Raw genomic sequence first — 18,504 nt, forward strand, 5'->3', positions numbered from 1 at the left:
AAAGCCGCGAAAAACCGCCGCTCTACTCCGCCTTGCGCCGCGATCCGAAGAAACTGCCCCCGCCAAGGACAGTTACACCAAGAAAGAAGCCGAAATCATACCATCCGCCGCGATTGGGCACGGCATAGACCGCGATGTCGCTTGAAAACAGCGATCCGATCCACGCCCAGGGGAAGATGAAACCGTGCCACAGCCCCCACCAGAAACCGGGCGCACCCGGCGCGGCGCTGACCGTATCGGGCGCCTGCGTGGCACAGGCCGCGAGGAGGAGGGTGAGGGCGAGACTGGCGGCACATCTTGCACGGTCAGTCGGTCGCATCTTGTCCTCCCTTGGCAGCACTTGCCTCCCGCTCGGCACGCCGCCTTGCGCGCCGGTGCCTGTCGCGCGCGCGGCGGATCACAGCCTTTCTCTCCCATTCACGCTGTTCGCGCAACCAGCGCGGCAAGCGCGGCAGCCACGCCAAAAGTGCAACCCAAGGGAGAATCACCAGACCGAACAGCAGAAATTGCCGCCAGCCGCCGCCGAGCAAATGGTAGCTGAGCGGGAGGGCCGCCAAAATCTTGTTCCGGCCTACAGTTGGCATGTGCGGCGAAACCAGCGGATCGATCGCCACCAGGAACAGCACGCCGCAGTAAACAACCATGAAAGCATAGATGGGCCATCCCGCGCGCAGATCGCGCCCGAAACGACGAAGCCGCTCCCGGAAAGGAAGCGGCCTCTTGTTTTTGCGGTTCGTGGCCACCCTCACTGGCAGGCGAGGCACTCGTCATAATCGGTGGTGGGCAGTTCGTACTTGGCGGGTTCGGCGGTGTTGTCCGCTTCCACCCCGCCGGCAAAGCCTGCGCGCTGCACCGATTTTGACCGCAGGTAATACAGGCTCTTGATGCCCTTCTCCCATGCCTGGAAATGCAGCATCATCAGGTCCCACTTGTCCACGTCTGCGGGAATGAACAGGTTCAGGCTCTGCGCCTGATCGATGAACGGCGTGCGGTCGGCGGCGAATTCGAGCAGCCAGCGCTGGTCGATCTCGAAGCTGGTCTTGAAGACCGCCTTTTCTTCGGGCGTAAGGAAATCGAGGTGCTGCACCGAGCCGCCCTTCTCCAGGATCGAGTTCCAGACATTGGTGGAGTTCTTGCTCTTGGTGTCGAGCAGCCGCTCCAGATAGGGGTTCTTCACCACGAAACTGCCCGACAGCGTCTTGTGCGTGTAGATATTGGCCGGGATCGGTTCGATGCACGCGCTGGTGCCGCCGCAGATGATGCTGATCGACGCAGTGGGCGCGATCGCCATCTTGCACGAAAAGCGCTGCATCACGCCCATTTCCTCGGCATCGGGGCAAGGGCCACGCTCCTGCGCCAGCACCATGCTCGCCTCGTCCGCCTTGGCGGCGATGTGCTTGAACATCTTGAGGTTCCACACCTTCGCCATCGGGCTTTCAAAGCCGATGCCCTTCATCTGCAGGAAGGAGTGGAAGCCCATCACGCCCATGCCCACGCTGCGTTCGCGCATGGCGGAATATTTGGCCCGCGCCATTTCGGCGGGCGCGCGGTCGATATAGTCCTGCAGCACGTTGTCGAGGAAGCGCATCACGTCCTCGATGAACTGCCTGTCGCTGTTCCACTCGTCCCACTTTTCCAAATTGAGCGAGGACAGGCAGCACACCGCCGTGCGATCATTGCCGAGGTGATCGACACCGGTGGGCAGGGTGATTTCGCTGCACAGGTTGGAGGTCGACACCTTCAGCCCCAGATCGCGGTGATGCTTGGGCATCAGGCGGTTCACCGTGTCCGAAAACACGATATAGGGCTCACCGGTGGCCAGGCGGGTTTCGACCAGCTTCTGGAACAGGCTGCGCGCATCCAGTTCGCCGCGCACGCTGCCGTCCTTGGGGCTGCGCAGTTGGAACTTGGAGCCGCTGCGCACCGCTTCCATGAACTCGTCGGTCACCAGCACGCCGTGATGCAGGTTGAGCGCCTTGCGGTTGAAATCGCCGCTGGGCTTGCGGATTTCGAGGAACTCCTCGATCTCCGGGTGGTGGATGTCGATATAGCAGGCGGCCGATCCGCGCCGCAGCGAGCCTTGGCTGATCGCCAGCGTCAGGCTGTCCATCACACGGACGAAGGGGATGATCCCGCTGGTCTTGCCGTTGAGGCCCACCGGCTCGCCAATGCCGCGCACATTGCCCCAATAGGTGCCGATGCCGCCGCCCTTGCTGGCGAGCCACACATTCTCGTTCCAGGTGTTGACGATGCCTTCGAGGCTGTCGGACACCGAATTGAGATAGCACGAAATCGGCAGGCCGCGATTGGTGCCGCCGTTCGACAGCACCGGCGTTGCCGGCATGAACCACAGCTTGGAGATATAGTCATACAGCCGCTGCGCGTGTTCGGCATCGTCGGCATAGGAATCGGCCACGCGGGCGAACAGATCCTGATAGCTTTCGCCGGGCAGCAGATAACGGTCGGTTAGCGTGGCCTTGCCGAATTCGGTGAGGTTCGCATCGCGCGCATTGTCGGTGACAACGGTGAAACGCCGCGCGTTCACACTCTTGGAATCGGGCTTGGCCGCGCTCTTCACCGCCTGCGCCAGCGCGCCTGCGGCCGCCTGTGCGACCAATTCGTCGGTTCCTGCATCGCTGCCGGTCATTGCCACTGCCTTTCCGGCTGCCTTGGGCGCAGCGCTGCCGGCCGGTTTGGCCGCTGCATCTGCCAGCATATTGTCGTCCATACCCATTGCCGCCTCACTCGTGTTCCGAAATTCCATAGCCGCGCCCGTCCCCGTTCTGCCGTGCAAGGGCAAGGCTTCGTGCCGATCCGCCCCTGCGCCAATTGCCATGCAGTTGCCTGCCCGCTTGTTCGGCATATGTTCGAATCAGGTGCCGATGCCGCACCCTATCGCTTTCCATGCCGGGGCAGGGAAAAACTTATCCCCCTAAATGCCCACAGGCCTGCTTGACGCGGCACCATGCCAGATCGGGAATCGCTGCGCGGGACATGCCGCTGCGCGCTGCTCCCTGAATCTAGGTCTTGTGGGTGCCCCCTTCAACCAGACCACAACCCATAGTGAATCGGACCGATTCCGCGCGCAAGAGGGTTAAGGCCGATTTACGAGCCGAGCAGGCCCGAAAGCGGGGGTGTATTGGCCCATCGATACAGCGCGACGCGCGGGAAAGGCTCCACTTGCGCAGCGCGCAAGCCCCAAAATCGATCTGCGGAAAAAAATCCGGCAAAGGCGCGCGCGGCGAATCTTTCGAATCCCCACGCGCAAGGATGCTGCGCGGGCGCGCAATTCGGCGTGGTCACGCCCCGCATCCGCCGACAAAAGGCTGTGGCCTCGCGGCGCGGCAGGTGCGGAAAAAACCGCTGCGGCAGGTGCAAAAATGTAACCAATTGTCGCCAAAATCGCCTATGAGCGACGCAGCGAAGGAAAAAGGGCAAGGACCGCAAAATGGGCGCGCTTTTCAAGGCCATTCCGCTCGGCGGGCTGCTGACCTGGCTCGTCTGCCTGTTCATCGGCTCCTCCGGATCGACCGGGGGATTCCTGTCGATTCGACGGATGGATGTGGACATCGCCATGCTCGGCTTGTCGACCGACATCTACTGGTCCTGGACCATGTTCGCGATCGGCACCGGCCTTAGCTGGGCAATACTTTACATGATGGAATGAGGCACGCCATGAACGGGCGCGCGGCGCTGACGCTTTCGCTTGCGCTGGTTACAGGCTGCGCGCCGCCGCCGACGCCCCCGGTTGGGACGAGCGCGGAACCGCAGTTGTGCCGCAACGGCACCGGGCAGCACGGCGGCTATTTCTACACCTTCTGGCACGATACGGGCGATACCTGCATCCGCCTTGGCGAGGGCGGTTCCTATGCGCTCGACTGGGATCTGGTGGCCACGCGCGGCAATATGGTGTCGGGCAAAGGCTGGCGCACCGGCACGCTTGACCGGGTGGTGGGATACCATGCGCAACGCTTTGATCCGGGGACCAACGGTTACCTTACGCTCTATGGCTGGTCGCGCGGGCCGCTGGTCGAATATTATGTGGTCGACAATTGGGGCAGCGACTTCACTCCGCCGGGGCCGGGGGCAGAGGTGCTGGGCACGGTGGAAAGCGACGGTGGCACCTACCGCATCTACCGCACCCTGCGCGTCCAGCAGCCCAGCATCGAAGGCACGCAGACCTTCGCGCAGTTCTGGTCGGTACGCACTCAGCGGCGACCGATCAGACAGGACGCGCGCATCACCTTTGCCAACCACGTCGCCGCCTGGCGCGCGGCCGGGCTGGAACTGGGCCGGATGGATTATCAGGTGATGGCGGCCGAAGGCTTCGGCAGCCGGGGCTCTGCCAGCATCCGCATGTGGGAGGAATAACGGGCGGAAAGCCGAGGAGATCAGGCCGACGCGTCAGCCGGTTTGGGCGCCATTTCGCGGCCCGCAGGCTGAGCCGCTTTCCTGCGGCGGTGCCAGAGCCACAGCGCGCAGATCACCAGCAGCAGCCCCGCTGCACCGCCAGGCGTCTGCAACAGGGCAATCGCCGGGTAATGCAGCGCATACAGCGGGAACGACAGCGCCCCCAGCCACGCCGCCAGATTACGCCGCCACCCTTCGGGCCGTGCCGCCATTCCCCCGAACATCATCAGCGGGGCAAGCACCAGGATGAACAACAGCGGCCCCCATGCCACCGGCCAAAAATAGGTGGCCAGAACATAGGCGGGCAGAACCGCCAGCGCGAGCAGCGGCGAAACCCGGATTGGCGGAACATCGCCCCACAGCCGGAAGATCAGCACGCCCAGAACATAGGCAAGGCCCACACGCCACAGCACCAGCCAGTGATACATGGGAAAGCCGCCACGCGGGAAACCGTGCCGCTCGATCGCCCAGGCCAGCCCCACGGCGCACACCAACGCCAGCGCCAGCAGCCCCTTTCGCCCCATCCGCGCCAGACCAAAGGCATGCGCGACATTGGCGAGAAGTTCGTAGAAGATCGACCAGAGCGGCTGGTTGAGCAGATAGGGCGTTGTCGCCGCCATGTTCAGCGCCGGCAGCATGGCCAGCATCAATCCCCATGCCAGCAGCAGATCGCCCGAAAAATCGCCCCGCGCCAGCGCCGCGACAAGGCCGATACTGGTGCCGAGTGCCATCCAGCCCCATAACCGCCGGTAGCGCGCCACGACAAAACGCCACGGGGAAAGCGCGCCGCTTGTCAGCCGCGCCTCATACGTGCGTGCCATGACAAAGCCGGACAGCATGAAGAAGAAATCGACAGCCAGATGGGCACCGCCAATCGGAAACCCCAGATGCAACAGCACGACCACAAACGCGGCAAGACCGCGCAAGGCATCCAGTCCGTAAAGCCGTTCCTGCATCCATGCGAGTTAGGCGTAGCGTGGTGAAGGAAGGCTTAAACCGCCCCGCACTACGCCGCCACATCGGTGTGTGGCACAGCCCGCGTGAAAGGCAGCCCCTAATCCCGCGCCGGTTTCCACAAGGGGCCAACCGCCAGCAGCAGCACGATCAGGTTGAACCCGGCATTGATCGCATTGCCCGACGCCACCGACCCTGCGCTGTCGAGCACGAACCACGCAAGGCAGCCGCCTACCACCGCCCGGCGCACGCCATCGGGCGCCGCATCATAGACATAGGCGCGCAGCAGCGCGATCGTCACGCCCCAGCCCAGCAGGAACCCGCCGGTCAGCGCCGAAAGGAAACGTGTGGTGGGCGCGGCGTAGTCCATATTTCCATCAAGCGGCCAGCTGAGCAGGTCGAGCGTCCATGCCGCCGGGCCGGATGTTGCCAGCACGCTGCCAAGCGCAAAGACCGGGCCGAACGAGGCAATGACCAGCGCGGTCACCCACAACCATTGCTTGTGAAAGGCCTGTGACATCGGGCGATCCCCCAATTGGCAAAAACCGGCGGTGCCTTAACACACGCGGCGGTTGCGGCGCCAGCGGGCCGTCAATGCGTTACGGCACCAGCACCGTGTCCACCGCCTCGGCATTGGTTTGCGGGTAATCCAGTGTGTAATGCAGGCCGCGGCTTTCGTGGCGGCGCAGCGCGCTTTCGACGATCAGTTCGGCGCATTGGTGCAGGTTGCGCAGCTCGATCAGGTCCGTCGTCACGCGGAACTGGCCGTAATAATCCTCGATCTCGTTGCCGAGCAGGCGGATGCGGTTGGCCGCGCGTTCCAGCCGCTTGGTGGTGCGGACAATGCCGACATAGTTCCACATGAAGCGACGGATTTCGGTCCAGTTCTGCTTGATGATCACTTCCTCGTCCGAATCGGTCACCCGGCTTTCATCCCATTCGCGGATCGCGGGCACGGGCAGCAATTCGTCCCAGCGGGCAAGGATGTCCTGCGCCGCGGCTTCGCCAAACACGAAACATTCGAGCAAGGAGTTTGACGCCAGACGGTTCGCGCCGTGCAGCCCGCTTTCGGTGCATTCGCCCGCCGCCCACAGGCCCGGCAGATCGGTGCGCGCATCCAGCCCGATGACCACCCCGCCGCAGGTGTAATGCTGCGCGGGCACCACGGGGATGGGCTGCGTGGTCATGTCGATACCAAGGCCCAGCAATTTTTCGTGGATGGTGGGGAAGTGCCCGCGCACGAAATCGGCCGGCATATGGCTGATGTCGAGATGGACATAGTCGAGGCCATAGCGCTTGATCTGGTCGTCGATGGCGCGCGCCACCACGTCGCGCGGGGCCAGTTCCATCCGTTCCGGGTCGTAATCGGCCATGAAGCGGTGGCCGGTCTGCGGATGCAGCAATTGCCCGCCCTCGCCGCGCACCGCCTCGGTAATCAGGAAGTTCTTGACCTCCAGATTATACAGGCAGGTGGGGTGGAACTGCATCATTTCCATGTTGGACACGCGCGCGCCCGCGCGCCAGGCCATCGCAATGCCATCGCCCGTGGCCCCGCGCGGCGCAGTGGAGAACTGGTAGACGCGCCCCGCTCCGCCGCTGGCCAGCACGGTGGCGCGCGCGGTGTGCGCCTCCACCCGGCCGGTCTGCTCGTTCAGGGCATAGGCACCCCAGACGCGGCCTGACCCGGAATAGCGCGCCTCGTGCCTGCCGGTGATGAGGTCGATGCAGCTCATATGCGGCAGCAGGGTGATGTTGGGGTTTTCCTCCGCCGCTTTCAGAAGCGCGGCCTGCACCGCCCAGCCGGTCGCGTCATCGACATGCACGATGCGGCGGTGCGAATGGCCGCCTTCGCGCGTCAGGTGCAGCGCGTTGCTTTCGCGGTTGAAGGGCACGCCCAGATCGCAGAGGCGATCAATCGCGGCGGGCGCGCGTTCGATCACGAATTCCACCGCCTCAAGGTCGTTCAGGCCCGCGCCTGCCACCATGGTGTCGCGGATATGATCCTCGAACGTGTCGCCTGTGTCGAGCACGGCGGCGATCCCGCCCTGCGCCCAGGCGGTCGATCCGCTGTTGAGCTGCCCCTTGGCCAGCACCAGCACTTTCAGCCGGGTGGCAAGGCTGAGCGCGGCGGTCAGCCCCGCTGCGCCAGAGCCGATTACCAGGACGTCGTAAGGCGGATTTTGCGTAGCCATGACCCCCTCATGCCCGCCGCATGGCAAGGCTGCAAGCACGGGCAAACGGGCAGGTGGCGCTCAGGCCGCCTCTGCGCTGGTCAACTGCACGAAGACATCCTCCAGATCCGCCTCGCGGGTGGACACATCCTCTACGGCAAAGCCCTGATCCTGCAGCAGGCCCAGCACTTCGCCCGCGGTCATCTCGGCCTTGTCATAGGTGACTTCGATCACCCGGTCGCCCGCCTTCACGCATTTGCGGAAACGCGGATCGGCGGGCAACGCCTCCACCTCGCGGTCAACCGTTACCGCCACGATCTTCTCGCCCATCATGCCCACCAGTTCGCGGGTGGGCTTGTTGGCGATCAAGCGGCCATGGTTGATGATGGCAATCCGGTCGCAAAGCTGCTCGGCCTCTTCCAGATAGTGCGTGGTCAGCACCACCGTCACGCCTTCGGCGTTGAGTTCCTGCACCAGGTCCCACAATTGCCGGCGCAGTTCGACATCGACGCCTGCGGTCGGTTCGTCCAGCACGAGGATCGGCGGGGAATGCACCATCGCCTTGGCGATCAGCAGGCGGCGCTTCATCCCGCCCGACAGGCTGCGGGCATAGGCGTTGCGCTTGTCCTCCAGCCGCACCGCGCGCAGCAATTCGTCCGACCGCCTGAGCGCCTTGGCAATGCCATACATCCCGCCCTGATTTTCCAGCACCTCGTAGGGCGTGAAGAAGGGATCGAAGATGATTTCCTGCGGCACAATGCCGATTGCCAGCTTGGCGTTGCGGTGATCGCGGTCGATATCGTGGCCCCAGATGCGGATTGTCCCGCTGGTCTTGGTCACCGTGCCGGCCATGATGTTGATAAGCGTGCTCTTGCCCGCCCCGTTCGGCCCCAGCAGGCCGAACACCTGCCCCTGCGGCACATCGAAGGAAAGCCCATCCAGCGCCAGCTTGGGCGGCGCCTTCTTGGTGGCGGCATAGCGCTTCACCACATCGCGGATCTCAATGGCGTTTTCGGTTGCGGTTTCGCTTTCGGACATGGCCCGCCTGATGGCGGTTTCGTGCGGCCGCGTAAAGGGGGCGACGATGCGCGGAGATATTGCCTGAATCGCGCCCGCGCGATAGGAGGCCGCCCATGACCCATGCGCACAATCTTTCGCCCGTTGCAGGCAACGACATGGTTGCCGAAACCACGCTGGTGGACAGCGAGAGGGTGTGGTGCGACGGATCGGGCGGCATCCGCGGCTGCGCATCGGTCAAGCCCGCCGCGCTGGGCCATCCGCGCGTGTGGTTGCAGATTGACGAGCGCGGCTTCGCCGATTGTCCCTATTGCGACCGGCGCTTCATCCTGAAGGGCGGCCCGGCCGACCAGTAAAGCGGGCGATGCTTGCCTCATTTTCCGGTCAGGCTGTGTTAAGGGCCTGCGCGCCATGTTCACCCCCAGAAATGGGAGTCGCTCAACATGACGAAATTCACCGCATTTGCCGCCGCGCTGCTGGCCGCCGGATCGCTGGCCATTCCCGCCGCCGCGCAAACCGAAACCGCTCCTTCGGCTGAAAGGGAGGTTTCCCCGGCGCACACCTCGACCCGCGTCCAGCGCGGCGAGGCGCAGCTTGCGCGTATTCTTGAAGGCTTTGCCGCCACGGGCGAAACGCAGCGCTGCGTCAACGCCTTCCGCACGAACGACATCACGGTGATCCCCTATGTCGGCGTGGTCTACGAGGACGGGGACAAGGTCTATGTCGCCCGTGCGCGCCGCCCGGAAATGCTGCGCGACAGCGACGTGCCGGTGTTCGAACGCTTTTCCAGCCAGATCTGCACCACCGATGTGATGCGCACGATCGACCGCTTCGCCCCCAATATGCAGGGGTCGCTTTTCCTGGAGGATTTCCAAGTCTATACGCGCATCCCGGCCGCGAACAGGAACTGATCGACCCGCAATTGTCATCAAAGCCCGGCAGGGGAAGCGGATTGCAAGGAGATCTTCTCATGTCCGTTTCCGCCCGCCGGGCTTTTGCTTTTTCCGCCGCGCTTTGCGCCGTGGCGCTCGCTCCGCTGCCCGCCAGCGCCCAACCCGCCGATAGCGCCGCCTATCGCGCGCAAGCGCAGGCCGAACTTGAACGGCTGCGTGCCGTGCAGCCGATCGACGGGCCGGCGCGCAATATCATCATATTCATCGGCGACGGGTTTGGCGTCACCACGCTGACGGCCGCGCGCATCCATCAGGGCCAGCAGCGGGGCGTGGACGGCGAAAGCTTTGTTACCGCGATGGACACGCTGCCCCATTCCGCGCTGGTGCGCACCTATTCGCATGATGCGCAGGTGTCCGATTCGGCCCCCACCGCCACCGCCATCCTGTCCGGGGTGAAGGCGCGCGCCGCGGTGATCGGCTATGGCCCCGAAGCGCTGATCGGCGATTGCGCCAGCGCGCTGGGCAATGAAGCGCCCTCGCTGATCGCTGAGGCGCAGGGCATGGGGCTGGCAACCGGCGTTGTCACGACCACGCGCATCACCCACGCCACCCCGGCGGCCGCCTATGCCCATACGCCGCACCGCAATTGGGAAGCGCGGCTTCCGGCGGATCAGGCAGCCGCAGGCTGCACCGATATCGCCACGCAGCTGGTGGAGGGCGATGTCGGCATGCGGCTCGATGTCGTGATGGGCGGCGGGCGGCGTTATTTCGTGCCTGCCGATGTGGCCGATCCCGAATATCCCGCCGTCACTGGCCTGCGCAATGATGGGCGCAATTTGCTGGCCGAATGGCGCGCACGGCATCCGCAGGGGCATTATGTGACTGCAGCCGCCGAGCTTGCCGCACTCGACCCAGCCGCGCCCGGCCCGCTGCTCGCCCTGTTTGAGCCGGATCACATGCGCTACACGATCGACCGCGCCGCAGACCCGGCGGGCGAGCCTTCCTTGGCCGAAATGACCGCGGCGGCGATTGCCCGCCTGTCGCAAAATCCGGGCGGATTCGTCCTGCTGGTCGAGGCGGGCCGGATCGACCACGCGCACCACGCCGGCAACGCCGCGCGCGCGTTGGCCGATGCCGTCGCCATGGACGAGGCGGTGGCCGCCGCCATGGCGTTGACCAACCCCGCCGACACGCTGATCGTGACCACGGCCGATCACAGCCATGTCATCGGCATGGCGGGCTATCCTTCGCGCGGCAATCCCATCCTGGGGCTGGTGCGCGAGGATGGCGAAGTGACGCTGGCCGATGACGGCATGGCCTATACCACGCTCGGCTATCTCAACGGACCCGGAGCGGTAAGCGGCCCCCGCCCCGATCCCGCCGATCACGACACGCATGAACACGATTACCTGCAGCAGGCGCTGGTGCCGCTCGGCAGCGAAACGCATGGCGGCGAGGATGTGGCGGTGCGCGCCAGCGGCCCGATGGCCTATCTGTTTCGCGGCACGATCGAACAGCACACGATCCACGCCATCATGCAGGCCGCGCTGCTGGCAGGGCAGTAGGGGACGTGTTGTAACGCTGCCGCTTCGGCCCTAGTCTTTTCCCCGTCACGGAGCAGCCAGCAGAGCTGGACGGACAAATCGGGGGGAGAGGACCGATGCACTATCTGGTGTGGACGCTGCGGCTGGGCTTTGCCGCATGGCTGATCCCGGCGGGGCTCAACCATTTCTATCCGCTGTTTTTCCAGCCGCTGGGCAACCAGCCGGAAAGCACCGCGCTGATCGTGGCGCTGATCGATACGGGGCTGTTTTCCATTGTGAAGGCGGTGGAGCTGCTTGCCGGCTTGTGCCTGCTTTTCGGCTGGCGGGTGCCGCTGGCGCTGGTGCTGGAACTGCCGGTGTCGTTCAATGTCTGGTACTGGGACGTGCCCTTGCAAGGGTGGGATTCGGTTTCGGCCTGGTATGGCTGGGCGGTGCTGGGCGCGAATGTCCTGCTGATGCTGGCCTATTGGCCCAGTTACCGCGCGCTGTTGCACCCGCGCGCGAACCTGCTCTGGCCTCCGGCCTTGCGGGAGGAGGCACCATGATCGCCCGCCTGCTCACGCCTGCCCGGCTGCTGCTGGGCGCAATGCTGCTGGCGGGCGGGCTCAATCACTTCGCCGGCCGCTTCATGCCTGCTCCTGAAGGGAGCACGCCGCTCGCCATACAGTTGATGGAGGCGCTGCACTTCAGTGCGCTCATCGATGTGGCGATGGGAATGCAGATGGCTACCGGAGTGGCCATCCTCGTCAACCGCTTTGCCCCGCTCGCGCTGGCGGCAGTGATGCCGGTGAATATCTGCGGGCTCTATTGGGCACTGGTGCTCGAACGCTCGCCGGTGTGGAGCCTGTTTGCCGGGCTGGCTGTGGCGCTCACCGCGCTGCTCATGTTCGCGCTGCTGCACCGTTATGCCGCGATGCTGGCGCCGCGCGCACTGGCTTTTGGGGAAAGCGAGGGGCAGCGCTTCGAAACGCTCTACGCCCGGCCTTGCGGACAGACAGGCGGGCGCGATTTCGCGCTGGCCTTGCTGCCGCTGGCGGGGGCGGCGGCATTCTATCACTTTATCGTGCCCAGCGTGCTGGGCTTCTGGTGCCTGATGGTGCTGCTGGTGCCGCTGGCGGTGCTGGTGCTGCGGGGCTTGCAGGCGATGCTGGTGAACCCGGAGCGGGAGAGGTAAAGGCCGGGGCATGGCCCCTTCCCCTATCCTCGTCCTCACCACCGGCGGCACGATCGACAAGAATTATTTCGACGCGCTGAGCGAATACCAGATCACTGACAGCGGCATCCCGGCGCTGCTGGCCGAGGCGCGGGTGACGCTGCCGTATCGCGTGGTGGAACTGATGCGCAAGGACAGCCTGGACCTGACCGATGCCGACCGCGCACTGATCGCCGCCGCCGCACGCGAAGCGCCCGAAAACCGCATCGTCATCACCCACGGCACTGACACGATGACCGATACGGCGCGCGTGCTGGCCGCCGAAGTGCCGGGCAAGGTGATCGTGCTGACAGGCGCGCTTTCGCCCGCCCGCTTTGCCGAAACCGACGCGCCCTTCAACCTCGGCATGGCCTTCGCCGCCGCGCAAACCGCCGCACCCGGCGTATGGATCGCGATGAGCGGGCAGGTGTTTGACGCGCTGCGGGTGAAGAAGGATCGGGAGGCTGGGCGGTTTGTGGCCTTGCCCTGATTGCGGTCAGCCCTCGCTCGACACATCGCGGGCAAATCGCAGGCTCGTGCGCTGGTAGCCGAGCCGCTCGTAAATCCGATGCGCATCCGCCCGCTTCGCGTTGCTCGTCACCTCGACAAAGCCGCAGCCAGCCTCTGCCAGAACCCGCTCGGCTTCGCGCACCAATGCCGCACCGATGCGATGCCCGCGAAGATGCTGCGCCACCACCATCATCGAAATGCGTCCCACCGGGCGCGGACGGTGCAACACGTGCATGATCGACGTCGAAAGGCACCCGATCACTTCGCCCGCAAGTTCGGCCACAATGACATTCTGGCGAGTCAGATCGAGCGCAGCGAGCTGGGCCGCTATATCCTCCGCGGTTCGCTCGTAGCCGAGTTGGCGGATCAGTTCCTGAAGGGCCGGGGCATCGGTCTCCTGCGCACGGCGCAAATGCACCGCAACAGCGGGCGCGCCCGGCGAGGTCACTCCCACTCAATCGTGCCTGGCGGCTTGCTGGTGTAATCATACACCACGCGGTTCACGCCCTGCACTTCATTGACGATGCGCGTGGCGACGCTGGTCAGGAAATGGGCGTCGAACGGATAGACATCGGCCGTCATCCCATCGGTGCTGGTCACGGCGCGTAAGGCACAGACGCTGTCATAGGTGCGGTAATCGCCCATCACGCCCACGGTCTTCACCGGCAACAGCACGGCAAAGGCCTGCCAGATCGCGTCATATAGCCCCGCCTTGCGAATCTCGTCGAGATAGATCGCGTCGGCCTTGCGCAGGATGTCACAGCGTTCCTTGGTCACTTCGCCGGGGATGCGGATGGCAAGGCCGGGGCCGGGGAAGGGGTGGCGGCCCACGAAAATGTCGGGCAGGCCCAGTTCGCGGCCCAACGCGCGCACCTCGTCCTTGAACAGTTCGCGCAAGGGTTCGACCAGCTTCATGTTCATGCGTTCGGGCAGGCCGCCGACATTGTGGTGGCTCTTGATCGTCACGCTCGGCCCGCCGGTGAAGGATACGCTCTCGATCACATCGGGATAGAGCGTGCCTTGGGCAAGGAAATCGGCACCGCCGATCTTCCTGGCCTCCTCCTCGAACACGGCGATGAATTCCGCGCCGATGAACTTGCGCTTGGCTTCGGGGTCGGTCACGCCGGCAAGGCCCGCCATGAAGCGTTCCTCGGCATCCACCACCACCAGCGGGATGTTGTAATGGTCGCGGAACATGGTTTCGACCTGCTCGCGCTCGTTCATGCGCAGCAGGCCGTGATCGACGAAGACGCAGGTGAGCTGGTCGCCGATCGCCTCGTGAATCAGGATTGCCGCAACGGAGGAATCGACCCCGCCCGACAGGCCGCAGATCACCCGGCCATCGCCCACCTGCTCGCGGATTTCGGCCACCTTGGTCTCGCGGTAGGCGGCCATCGTCCAATCGCCTTTCAGCCCGCAGACGCGGTGCACGAAATTGGCGAGCAGCTTGGCCCCGTCGGGCGTGTGCACCACTTCGGGGTGGAACTGCGTGCCGTAGAACCGGCGCTTCTCGTCCGCGATCACGGCAAAGGGTGCACCATCGGACACCGCCACGATTTCAAAGCCGGGCGCGAACTGCGTCACCTTGTCGCCGTGGCTCATCCACACCTGATGGCGTTCGCCGACATTCCACAGCCCGTCGAACAGCGCGCAAGGCTTGGTGACGGTGAGGTAAGCGCGGCCGAATTCGCCGCCCTCCCCCGTCTCGTGCCCCGGCTTCACTTCGCCGCCCAGCTGGTGGCTCATCACCTGCTGCCCGTAACAGATGCCGAGGATCGGGACGCCTGCCTCAAACAGAAGGTCTGGTGCGCGCGGGCTGCCTTCATCGGGCACGCTGGCGGGGGAGCCGGACAGGATGATGCCCTTGGGCCGCATCCGGTGAAATGCCGCCTCGGCCATGCTGAATGGGGCAATCTCGCAATAGACGCCCGCTTCGCGCACGCGGCGCGCGATCAGCTGGGTCACCTGGCTGCCGAAATCGACGATGAGGATGGATTCGGGGTGTTCGCTCATGGCCCACGCGCTTGCCTTGAAGCGGGCGCGCTGTCCAGCCGTGCCGCCCCTCCGGACCGCAAGAGAGGGTGCCTGTGTGACAATACGGCGAAACTTCCTTTGAAAAATGCGCAACAGGCGTGGCATTTTTCGCATTTGCACCATTTCATGCTGCAATGCACAAATATCTAAGAGAGATGTCCGAACGGCTCCCCCCCAGTTTGATTGCCCAACCGATCAATGGAGCACCGATGATGAAGACTGTTCTTTTCGCCGCCGCCCCCGCACTGGCCCTTGCTTCCGCGCTCTGCGCCCCTGCCGCTGCGCAAACCGTGACGATCATCAAGATGGGCTATGATCGCGCCCCGCGCGCCGAAGCCGCCCTTACCGCCGATGCCGTCGTGGCCGAAGCGGCTGAACGTGCCTGTCCGCGCCCCTTCCTCCGCAATCTGCGCGCGCAGGAACTCTACCGCCTGTGCCTGGCCGAAGCGCGCGCGGAAGCCGAAGCCAAGCTGGCCGCACGCGAAACCCCGGCAGACCTCGCACGCCGCTGATCTGGGCGCAAGACCTTGTCAGATATTGGAAACATTCAAGTTGCAAAACTTGCAACACATGTCGAATTCTTCGCAATTGCACAAAATGCGTATTGACCTATCTGCACCTCGCAAGCGGGCCGCCCCCATCTCTCCCTCCCTCTCCCATCCGGAGGCGGCCCGCAAAACAGGAGCAAGATACCATGCGCAATTTCGCCACCACTCTGCTGGCCTCGATCGCTTCGCTGGCCGTCAGCGCCACGATGTTCAACGCCATCCTCGTCTGAAGCCACACGGCCCGGACGACACAGGAATCAGGTTATGACAACTTTTGCCAAGCGCGTGCTCAACGCCTATTTCGATAGCATTGCCCGCCTGCCCTATCCGGCGATCTGGATGGCCTGATCGCCAGCCGATCCGGCCGCCCGATCCGGGCTTTAACGGCCGCCCCGTCACAGGGCGGCCGTTTGCATTTGACCGCCGGAATACTTCCCCTTGAACAAGTTGTGGAACACCCCGCCCAAAGGCGGTGCTTTTGCTTCCTAAAGCCCGCGCGGATTCCTATATGATGGGCATGACCGATACCGCTGCCACTCCGCCCGCAAAAGACGTCCGCACTGCCGAATACGGCGCCGAAAGCATCAAGGTGCTGAAAGGTCTGGATGCCGTGCGCAAGCGGCCAGGCATGTATATCGGCGATACCGATGACGGATCGGGCCTGCACCACATGGTGTTCGAAGTGTCCGACAACGCGATTGACGAGGCGCTGGCCGGACATTGTGACCTGGTGCTGATCGAACTGAACCCCGATGGCAGCGTGTCGGTGGAAGATAACGGCCGCGGCATTCCGGTGGACATCCACAAGGAAGAAGGCGTGTCCGCCGCCGAAGTCATCATGACGCAGCTTCACGCGGGCGGTAAGTTCGAGAACACCAGCGACGACAACGCCTACAAGGTTTCGGGCGGTCTGCACGGCGTGGGCGTTTCGGTGGTGAACGCGCTGTCCGAATGGCTGGAACTGACCATCTGGCGCGATGGGCAGGAGCACTGGATGCGCTTCGAACACGGCGATGCGGTAGCCCCGCTCAAAGTGGTGGGCGATGCGCCGAAGGTTTCGGGCAATGCCGACGCGAACGGCTTCAAGAAGGGCACCCGCGTTACCTTCAAGGCCAGCGAGGAAACCTTCAAGAACGTCACCGAGTTCGATTTCGAGAAGCTGGAGCACCGCTACCGCGAGCTGGCCTTCCTCAATTCGGGCGTGCGCATCCTGCTGCGCGACAAGCGGCACGAGGAAGTGCGCGAGCACGACCTCTATTACGAAGGCGGCATTGCGGCTTTCGTCAAATATCTCGACCGCAACAAGCAGGCGCTGGTGCCTGAACCCATTTCCGTGTCCGCCGAAAAGGACGGCATCGGCATCGATGTCGCGCTGGAATGGAACGATTCCTATTACGAAAACGTGTTGTGCTTCACCAACAACATCCCGCAGCGCGATGGCGGCACGCATCTCGCCGCCTTCCGCGCCGCGCTGACGCGCACACTCAACAATTATGCCGAGCGTTCGGGCCTGCTCAAGAAGGAGAAGGTCAGCCTGTCGGGCGAGGATATGCGCGAGGGCCTGACCGCGATCGTTTCGGTCAAACTGCCTGACCCCAAGTTCTCCAGCCAAACCAAGGACAAGCTGGTCTCCTCCGAAGTGCGTCAGCCGCTCGAAAGCTTGATGAGCGACAAGATGAATCAGTGGCTGGAAGAGAACCCGGCCGACGCCAAGCAGATCATCCAGAAAGTGATCGACGCCGCCGCCGCGCGCGAGGCCGCACGCCGTGCCCGCGAAATGAGCCGCAAGGGCGCGATGAGCGTCGCCAGCCTGCCCGGCAAGCTGGCCGATTGCCAGGAACGCGACCCGGCCAAGTCCGAACTGTTCCTGGTCGAAGGCGATTCGGCAGGCGGCAGCGCCAAACAGGGCCGCGACCGCAAGACGCAGGCCATCCTGCCCTTGCGCGGCAAGATCCTGAATGTGGAGCGCGCCCGGTTCGACCGGATCATTTCGTCCAAGGAAGTCGGCACGCTGATCCAGGCGATGGGCACGGGCCTGCGCGACGAATTCAATCTGGAAAAGCTGCGCTACCACAAGATCGTCATCATGACCGACGCCGATGTGGACGGCGCGCATATCCGCACGCTGCTGCTCACCTTCTTCCACCGGCAGATGCCCGAAATCGTCAAGGCGGGGCATCTGTTCATTGCCCAGCCGCCGCTGTTCAAGGTGGCAAAGGGGCGCAGCGAGGTTTACCTGAAGGATCAGGCCGCGCTCGACCGCTATCTGGTGGAAGCGGGCTTGCAGGGGCGCGTTCTGGAAACATCCGGCGGGGCGCGCGGGGGGGAGGAACTGGCCGATATCGTCGCCCGCGCGCTGCGCCTCAAAAACACGCTGGCCTTCGTGCCGCGCAAGTATGAGCCGCAGGTGATCGAGGCGATGGCGCTGAAGGGCGCGCTGGCACCCGGCCTTTCGCCTGAAGACCGCGCCGCGCGCCTCCGCGATGCCGCCGCGCATTTGCAGGCCGGCGATGCCGATGCGACATGGGCGGCCAGCCTCACCGATGACGGCACCGTGCGGTTCGAACGCAAATGGCGCGGGGTGGCCGATGTGCATCTGATCGAAGCCAAGTTCCTCGACAGTGCCGAGGCACGCAAGGTGCACGCCCGCGCCGCCGAACAGGGCGATGTGTTCATCACCCCGGTGCGGCTGGTGCGTTCGGGCAGCGAAGCCGCGGAAGCCGAAACCGAACTGACTGATGCCAGCGATGAGGCTGCAACGCCTTCGCTGCTCCCCGTCTCGCCCGATGCCATCATGCTGCCCACGCAATTGGTGGAGGCGGTGATGGCCGCAGGGCGCAAGGGCCTCTCGATCCAGCGCTACAAGGGCCTTGGCGAAATGAATGCCGAACAGCTCTGGGAAACCACGCTCGACCCGGAAAACCGCGCGCTTTTGCAGGTGAAGGTCGAGGATGCAGATGTGACCGACGAGATTTTCACCCGCCTGATGGGCGATGTGGTCGAACCGCGCCGCGAATTCATTCAGGACAACGCGCTGAACGTCGCCAATCTCGACATCTAGGGCCCCCGCGCTCTCTCGCCGTCAATCGACACCATCCCGCTTTCTTCACGCCGCTGACGAAAGCGGGCGCACGGCTGTGCGCATAGGCCATCAGGGCGCTTGACGCATTCATGCAAATATGAGAGCGCTACCAAACGCTTGGGGGAATCGCCAAAAGGCGCCGGGCGGAT

At 64.3% G+C, this 18,504-nt stretch carries 19 protein-coding genes; 10 read left to right on the top strand and 9 right to left on the bottom strand.

Annotated elements, in window-relative coordinates; translation table 11 throughout:
* Positions 1-22: 22 nt before the first annotated feature.
* Genes WFP39_RS04450 through WFP39_RS04460 form a run of 3 tightly spaced genes read right to left on the bottom strand, consistent with a single transcriptional unit; the run spans position 23 to position 2,716 of the window.
* The gene (locus WFP39_RS04450; RefSeq protein WP_336917940.1) at positions 23-319 is read right to left on the bottom strand and encodes a hypothetical protein; all 297 of its coding nucleotides are present in this window, start codon (positions 317-319) and stop codon (positions 23-25) included.
* A complete protein-coding gene (locus WFP39_RS04455) occupies positions 306-743 on the bottom strand; it encodes a hypothetical protein (protein ID WP_336917941.1) in 438 nt (145 codons plus the stop codon). Before WFP39_RS04455 ends, WFP39_RS04450 begins: the two co-directional genes overlap by 14 nt.
* Before the next feature lie 2 nt (positions 744-745).
* The gene (locus tag WFP39_RS04460; protein WP_336918081.1) at positions 746-2,716 is read right to left on the bottom strand and encodes a ribonucleoside-diphosphate reductase subunit alpha; all 1,971 of its coding nucleotides are present in this window, start codon (positions 2,714-2,716) and stop codon (positions 746-748) included.
* A gap of 732 nt (positions 2,717-3,448) precedes the next feature.
* On the opposite strand from WFP39_RS04460, the gene WFP39_RS04465 reads away from it, so the two are divergent.
* Positions 3,449-3,667: a hypothetical protein gene (locus WFP39_RS04465; RefSeq protein WP_336917942.1), complete on the top strand. Its 219-nt coding sequence runs from the start codon at positions 3,449-3,451 to the stop codon at positions 3,665-3,667.
* Between the two features lie 8 nt (positions 3,668-3,675).
* Positions 3,676-4,371, top strand: a complete 696-nt coding sequence (locus tag WFP39_RS04470) for a glycoside hydrolase family 11 protein (protein ID WP_336917943.1) — start codon at positions 3,676-3,678, stop codon at positions 4,369-4,371.
* Positions 4,372-4,391: 20 nt separating this feature from the next.
* On the opposite strand, the gene WFP39_RS04475 is transcribed toward WFP39_RS04470, so the two are convergent.
* From WFP39_RS04475 to WFP39_RS04490, 4 genes are all read right to left on the bottom strand, one after another.
* The gene (locus WFP39_RS04475) at positions 4,392-5,366 is read right to left on the bottom strand and encodes an acyltransferase family protein (RefSeq protein WP_336917944.1); all 975 of its coding nucleotides are present in this window, start codon (positions 5,364-5,366) and stop codon (positions 4,392-4,394) included.
* 98 nt (positions 5,367-5,464) lie between these two features.
* On the bottom strand, positions 5,465-5,884 hold the full coding sequence (locus WFP39_RS04480) for a hypothetical protein (protein WP_336917945.1): 420 nt from the start codon (positions 5,882-5,884) through the stop codon (positions 5,465-5,467).
* Positions 5,885-5,963: 79 nt separating this feature from the next.
* A complete protein-coding gene (nadB, locus tag WFP39_RS04485) occupies positions 5,964-7,556 on the bottom strand; it encodes an L-aspartate oxidase (RefSeq protein WP_336917946.1) in 1,593 nt (530 codons plus the stop codon).
* Positions 7,557-7,616: 60 nt separating this feature from the next.
* A complete protein-coding gene (locus WFP39_RS04490) occupies positions 7,617-8,573 on the bottom strand; it encodes an ABC transporter ATP-binding protein (protein WP_336917947.1) in 957 nt (318 codons plus the stop codon).
* A gap of 137 nt (positions 8,574-8,710) precedes the next feature.
* Here WFP39_RS04490 and WFP39_RS04495 point away from each other — a divergent pair, with 137 nt between their 5' ends.
* The 6 genes from WFP39_RS04495 (at position 8,711) to WFP39_RS04520 (ending at position 12,671) form a co-directional block, all read left to right on the top strand.
* A complete protein-coding gene (locus WFP39_RS04495) occupies positions 8,711-8,908 on the top strand; it encodes a zinc-finger domain-containing protein (protein WP_336918082.1) in 198 nt (65 codons plus the stop codon).
* Between the two features lie 87 nt (positions 8,909-8,995).
* Positions 8,996-9,463 carry a hypothetical protein gene (locus tag WFP39_RS04500; protein ID WP_336917948.1) on the top strand — a complete coding sequence of 156 codons (468 nt, stop codon included), beginning with the start codon at positions 8,996-8,998 and terminating at the stop codon, positions 9,461-9,463.
* A 59-nt stretch (positions 9,464-9,522) separates the two neighbouring features.
* On the top strand, positions 9,523-11,010 hold the full coding sequence (locus WFP39_RS04505; protein WP_336917949.1) for an alkaline phosphatase: 1,488 nt from the start codon (positions 9,523-9,525) through the stop codon (positions 11,008-11,010).
* A 95-nt stretch (positions 11,011-11,105) separates the two neighbouring features.
* A complete protein-coding gene (locus WFP39_RS04510; protein ID WP_336917950.1) occupies positions 11,106-11,534 on the top strand; it encodes a hypothetical protein in 429 nt (142 codons plus the stop codon).
* Positions 11,531-12,163, top strand: a complete 633-nt coding sequence (locus tag WFP39_RS04515) for a hypothetical protein (RefSeq protein WP_336917951.1) — start codon at positions 11,531-11,533, stop codon at positions 12,161-12,163. The genes WFP39_RS04510 and WFP39_RS04515 overlap by 4 nt, the downstream gene beginning before the upstream one ends.
* Positions 12,164-12,173: 10 nt before the next feature.
* On the top strand, positions 12,174-12,671 hold the full coding sequence (locus WFP39_RS04520) for an asparaginase domain-containing protein (RefSeq protein ID WP_336917952.1): 498 nt from the start codon (positions 12,174-12,176) through the stop codon (positions 12,669-12,671).
* 6 nt (positions 12,672-12,677) lie between these two features.
* On the opposite strand, the gene WFP39_RS04525 is transcribed toward WFP39_RS04520, so the two are convergent.
* Positions 12,678-13,145, bottom strand: a complete 468-nt coding sequence (locus WFP39_RS04525) for a GNAT family N-acetyltransferase (protein ID WP_336917953.1) — start codon at positions 13,143-13,145, stop codon at positions 12,678-12,680.
* Positions 13,136-14,704 carry a glutamine-hydrolyzing GMP synthase gene (gene guaA / locus WFP39_RS04530; RefSeq protein WP_336917954.1) on the bottom strand — a complete coding sequence of 523 codons (1,569 nt, stop codon included), beginning with the start codon at positions 14,702-14,704 and terminating at the stop codon, positions 13,136-13,138. Before guaA ends, WFP39_RS04525 begins: the two co-directional genes overlap by 10 nt.
* A gap of 230 nt (positions 14,705-14,934) precedes the next feature.
* On the opposite strand from guaA, the gene WFP39_RS04535 reads away from it, so the two are divergent.
* Together WFP39_RS04535 and gyrB are read left to right on the top strand one after the other, a co-directional pair.
* Complete coding sequence (locus WFP39_RS04535; RefSeq protein WP_336917955.1) at positions 14,935-15,237, top strand: hypothetical protein; 303 nt, start codon at positions 14,935-14,937, stop codon at positions 15,235-15,237.
* A gap of 544 nt (positions 15,238-15,781) precedes the next feature.
* Positions 15,782-18,334, top strand: coding sequence for a DNA topoisomerase (ATP-hydrolyzing) subunit B (gyrB, locus tag WFP39_RS04540; protein ID WP_377923227.1), 2,553 nt, complete (start codon positions 15,782-15,784; stop codon positions 18,332-18,334).
* Positions 18,335-18,504: the final 170 nt, after the last annotated feature.

It is taken from the genome of Alteraurantiacibacter lauratis (assembly GCF_037154155.1).
GTDB lineage: Bacteria > Pseudomonadota > Alphaproteobacteria > Sphingomonadales > Sphingomonadaceae > Alteraurantiacibacter > Alteraurantiacibacter lauratis.

Excerpts from the sequence above, each read along its gene's own strand:
- WFP39_RS04450 (WP_336917940.1), bottom strand. The coding sequence starts at position 319 with ATGCGACCGACTGACCGTGCAAGATGTGCCGCCAGTCTCGCCCTCACC.
- WFP39_RS04460 (WP_336918081.1), bottom strand. The coding sequence starts at position 2,716 with ATGCTGGCAGATGCAGCGGCCAAACCGGCCGGCAGCGCTGCGCCCAAG.
- WFP39_RS04465 (WP_336917942.1), top strand. The coding sequence starts at position 3,449 with ATGGGCGCGCTTTTCAAGGCCATTCCGCTCGGCGGGCTGCTGACCTGG.
- WFP39_RS04470 (WP_336917943.1), top strand. The coding sequence starts at position 3,676 with ATGAACGGGCGCGCGGCGCTGACGCTTTCGCTTGCGCTGGTTACAGGC.
- WFP39_RS04475 (WP_336917944.1), bottom strand. The coding sequence starts at position 5,366 with ATGCAGGAACGGCTTTACGGACTGGATGCCTTGCGCGGTCTTGCCGCG.
- WFP39_RS04480 (WP_336917945.1), bottom strand. The coding sequence starts at position 5,884 with ATGTCACAGGCCTTTCACAAGCAATGGTTGTGGGTGACCGCGCTGGTC.
- nadB (WP_336917946.1), bottom strand. The coding sequence starts at position 7,556 with ATGGCTACGCAAAATCCGCCTTACGACGTCCTGGTAATCGGCTCTGGC.
- WFP39_RS04490 (WP_336917947.1), bottom strand. The coding sequence starts at position 8,573 with ATGTCCGAAAGCGAAACCGCAACCGAAAACGCCATTGAGATCCGCGAT.
- WFP39_RS04495 (WP_336918082.1), top strand. The coding sequence starts at position 8,711 with ATGGTTGCCGAAACCACGCTGGTGGACAGCGAGAGGGTGTGGTGCGAC.
- WFP39_RS04500 (WP_336917948.1), top strand. The coding sequence starts at position 8,996 with ATGACGAAATTCACCGCATTTGCCGCCGCGCTGCTGGCCGCCGGATCG.
- WFP39_RS04505 (WP_336917949.1), top strand. The coding sequence starts at position 9,523 with ATGTCCGTTTCCGCCCGCCGGGCTTTTGCTTTTTCCGCCGCGCTTTGC.
- WFP39_RS04510 (WP_336917950.1), top strand. The coding sequence starts at position 11,106 with ATGCACTATCTGGTGTGGACGCTGCGGCTGGGCTTTGCCGCATGGCTG.
- WFP39_RS04515 (WP_336917951.1), top strand. The coding sequence starts at position 11,531 with ATGATCGCCCGCCTGCTCACGCCTGCCCGGCTGCTGCTGGGCGCAATG.
- WFP39_RS04520 (WP_336917952.1), top strand. The coding sequence starts at position 12,174 with ATGGCCCCTTCCCCTATCCTCGTCCTCACCACCGGCGGCACGATCGAC.
- guaA (WP_336917954.1), bottom strand. The coding sequence starts at position 14,704 with ATGAGCGAACACCCCGAATCCATCCTCATCGTCGATTTCGGCAGCCAG.
- WFP39_RS04535 (WP_336917955.1), top strand. The coding sequence starts at position 14,935 with ATGATGAAGACTGTTCTTTTCGCCGCCGCCCCCGCACTGGCCCTTGCT.
- gyrB (WP_377923227.1), top strand. The coding sequence starts at position 15,782 with ATGATGGGCATGACCGATACCGCTGCCACTCCGCCCGCAAAAGACGTC.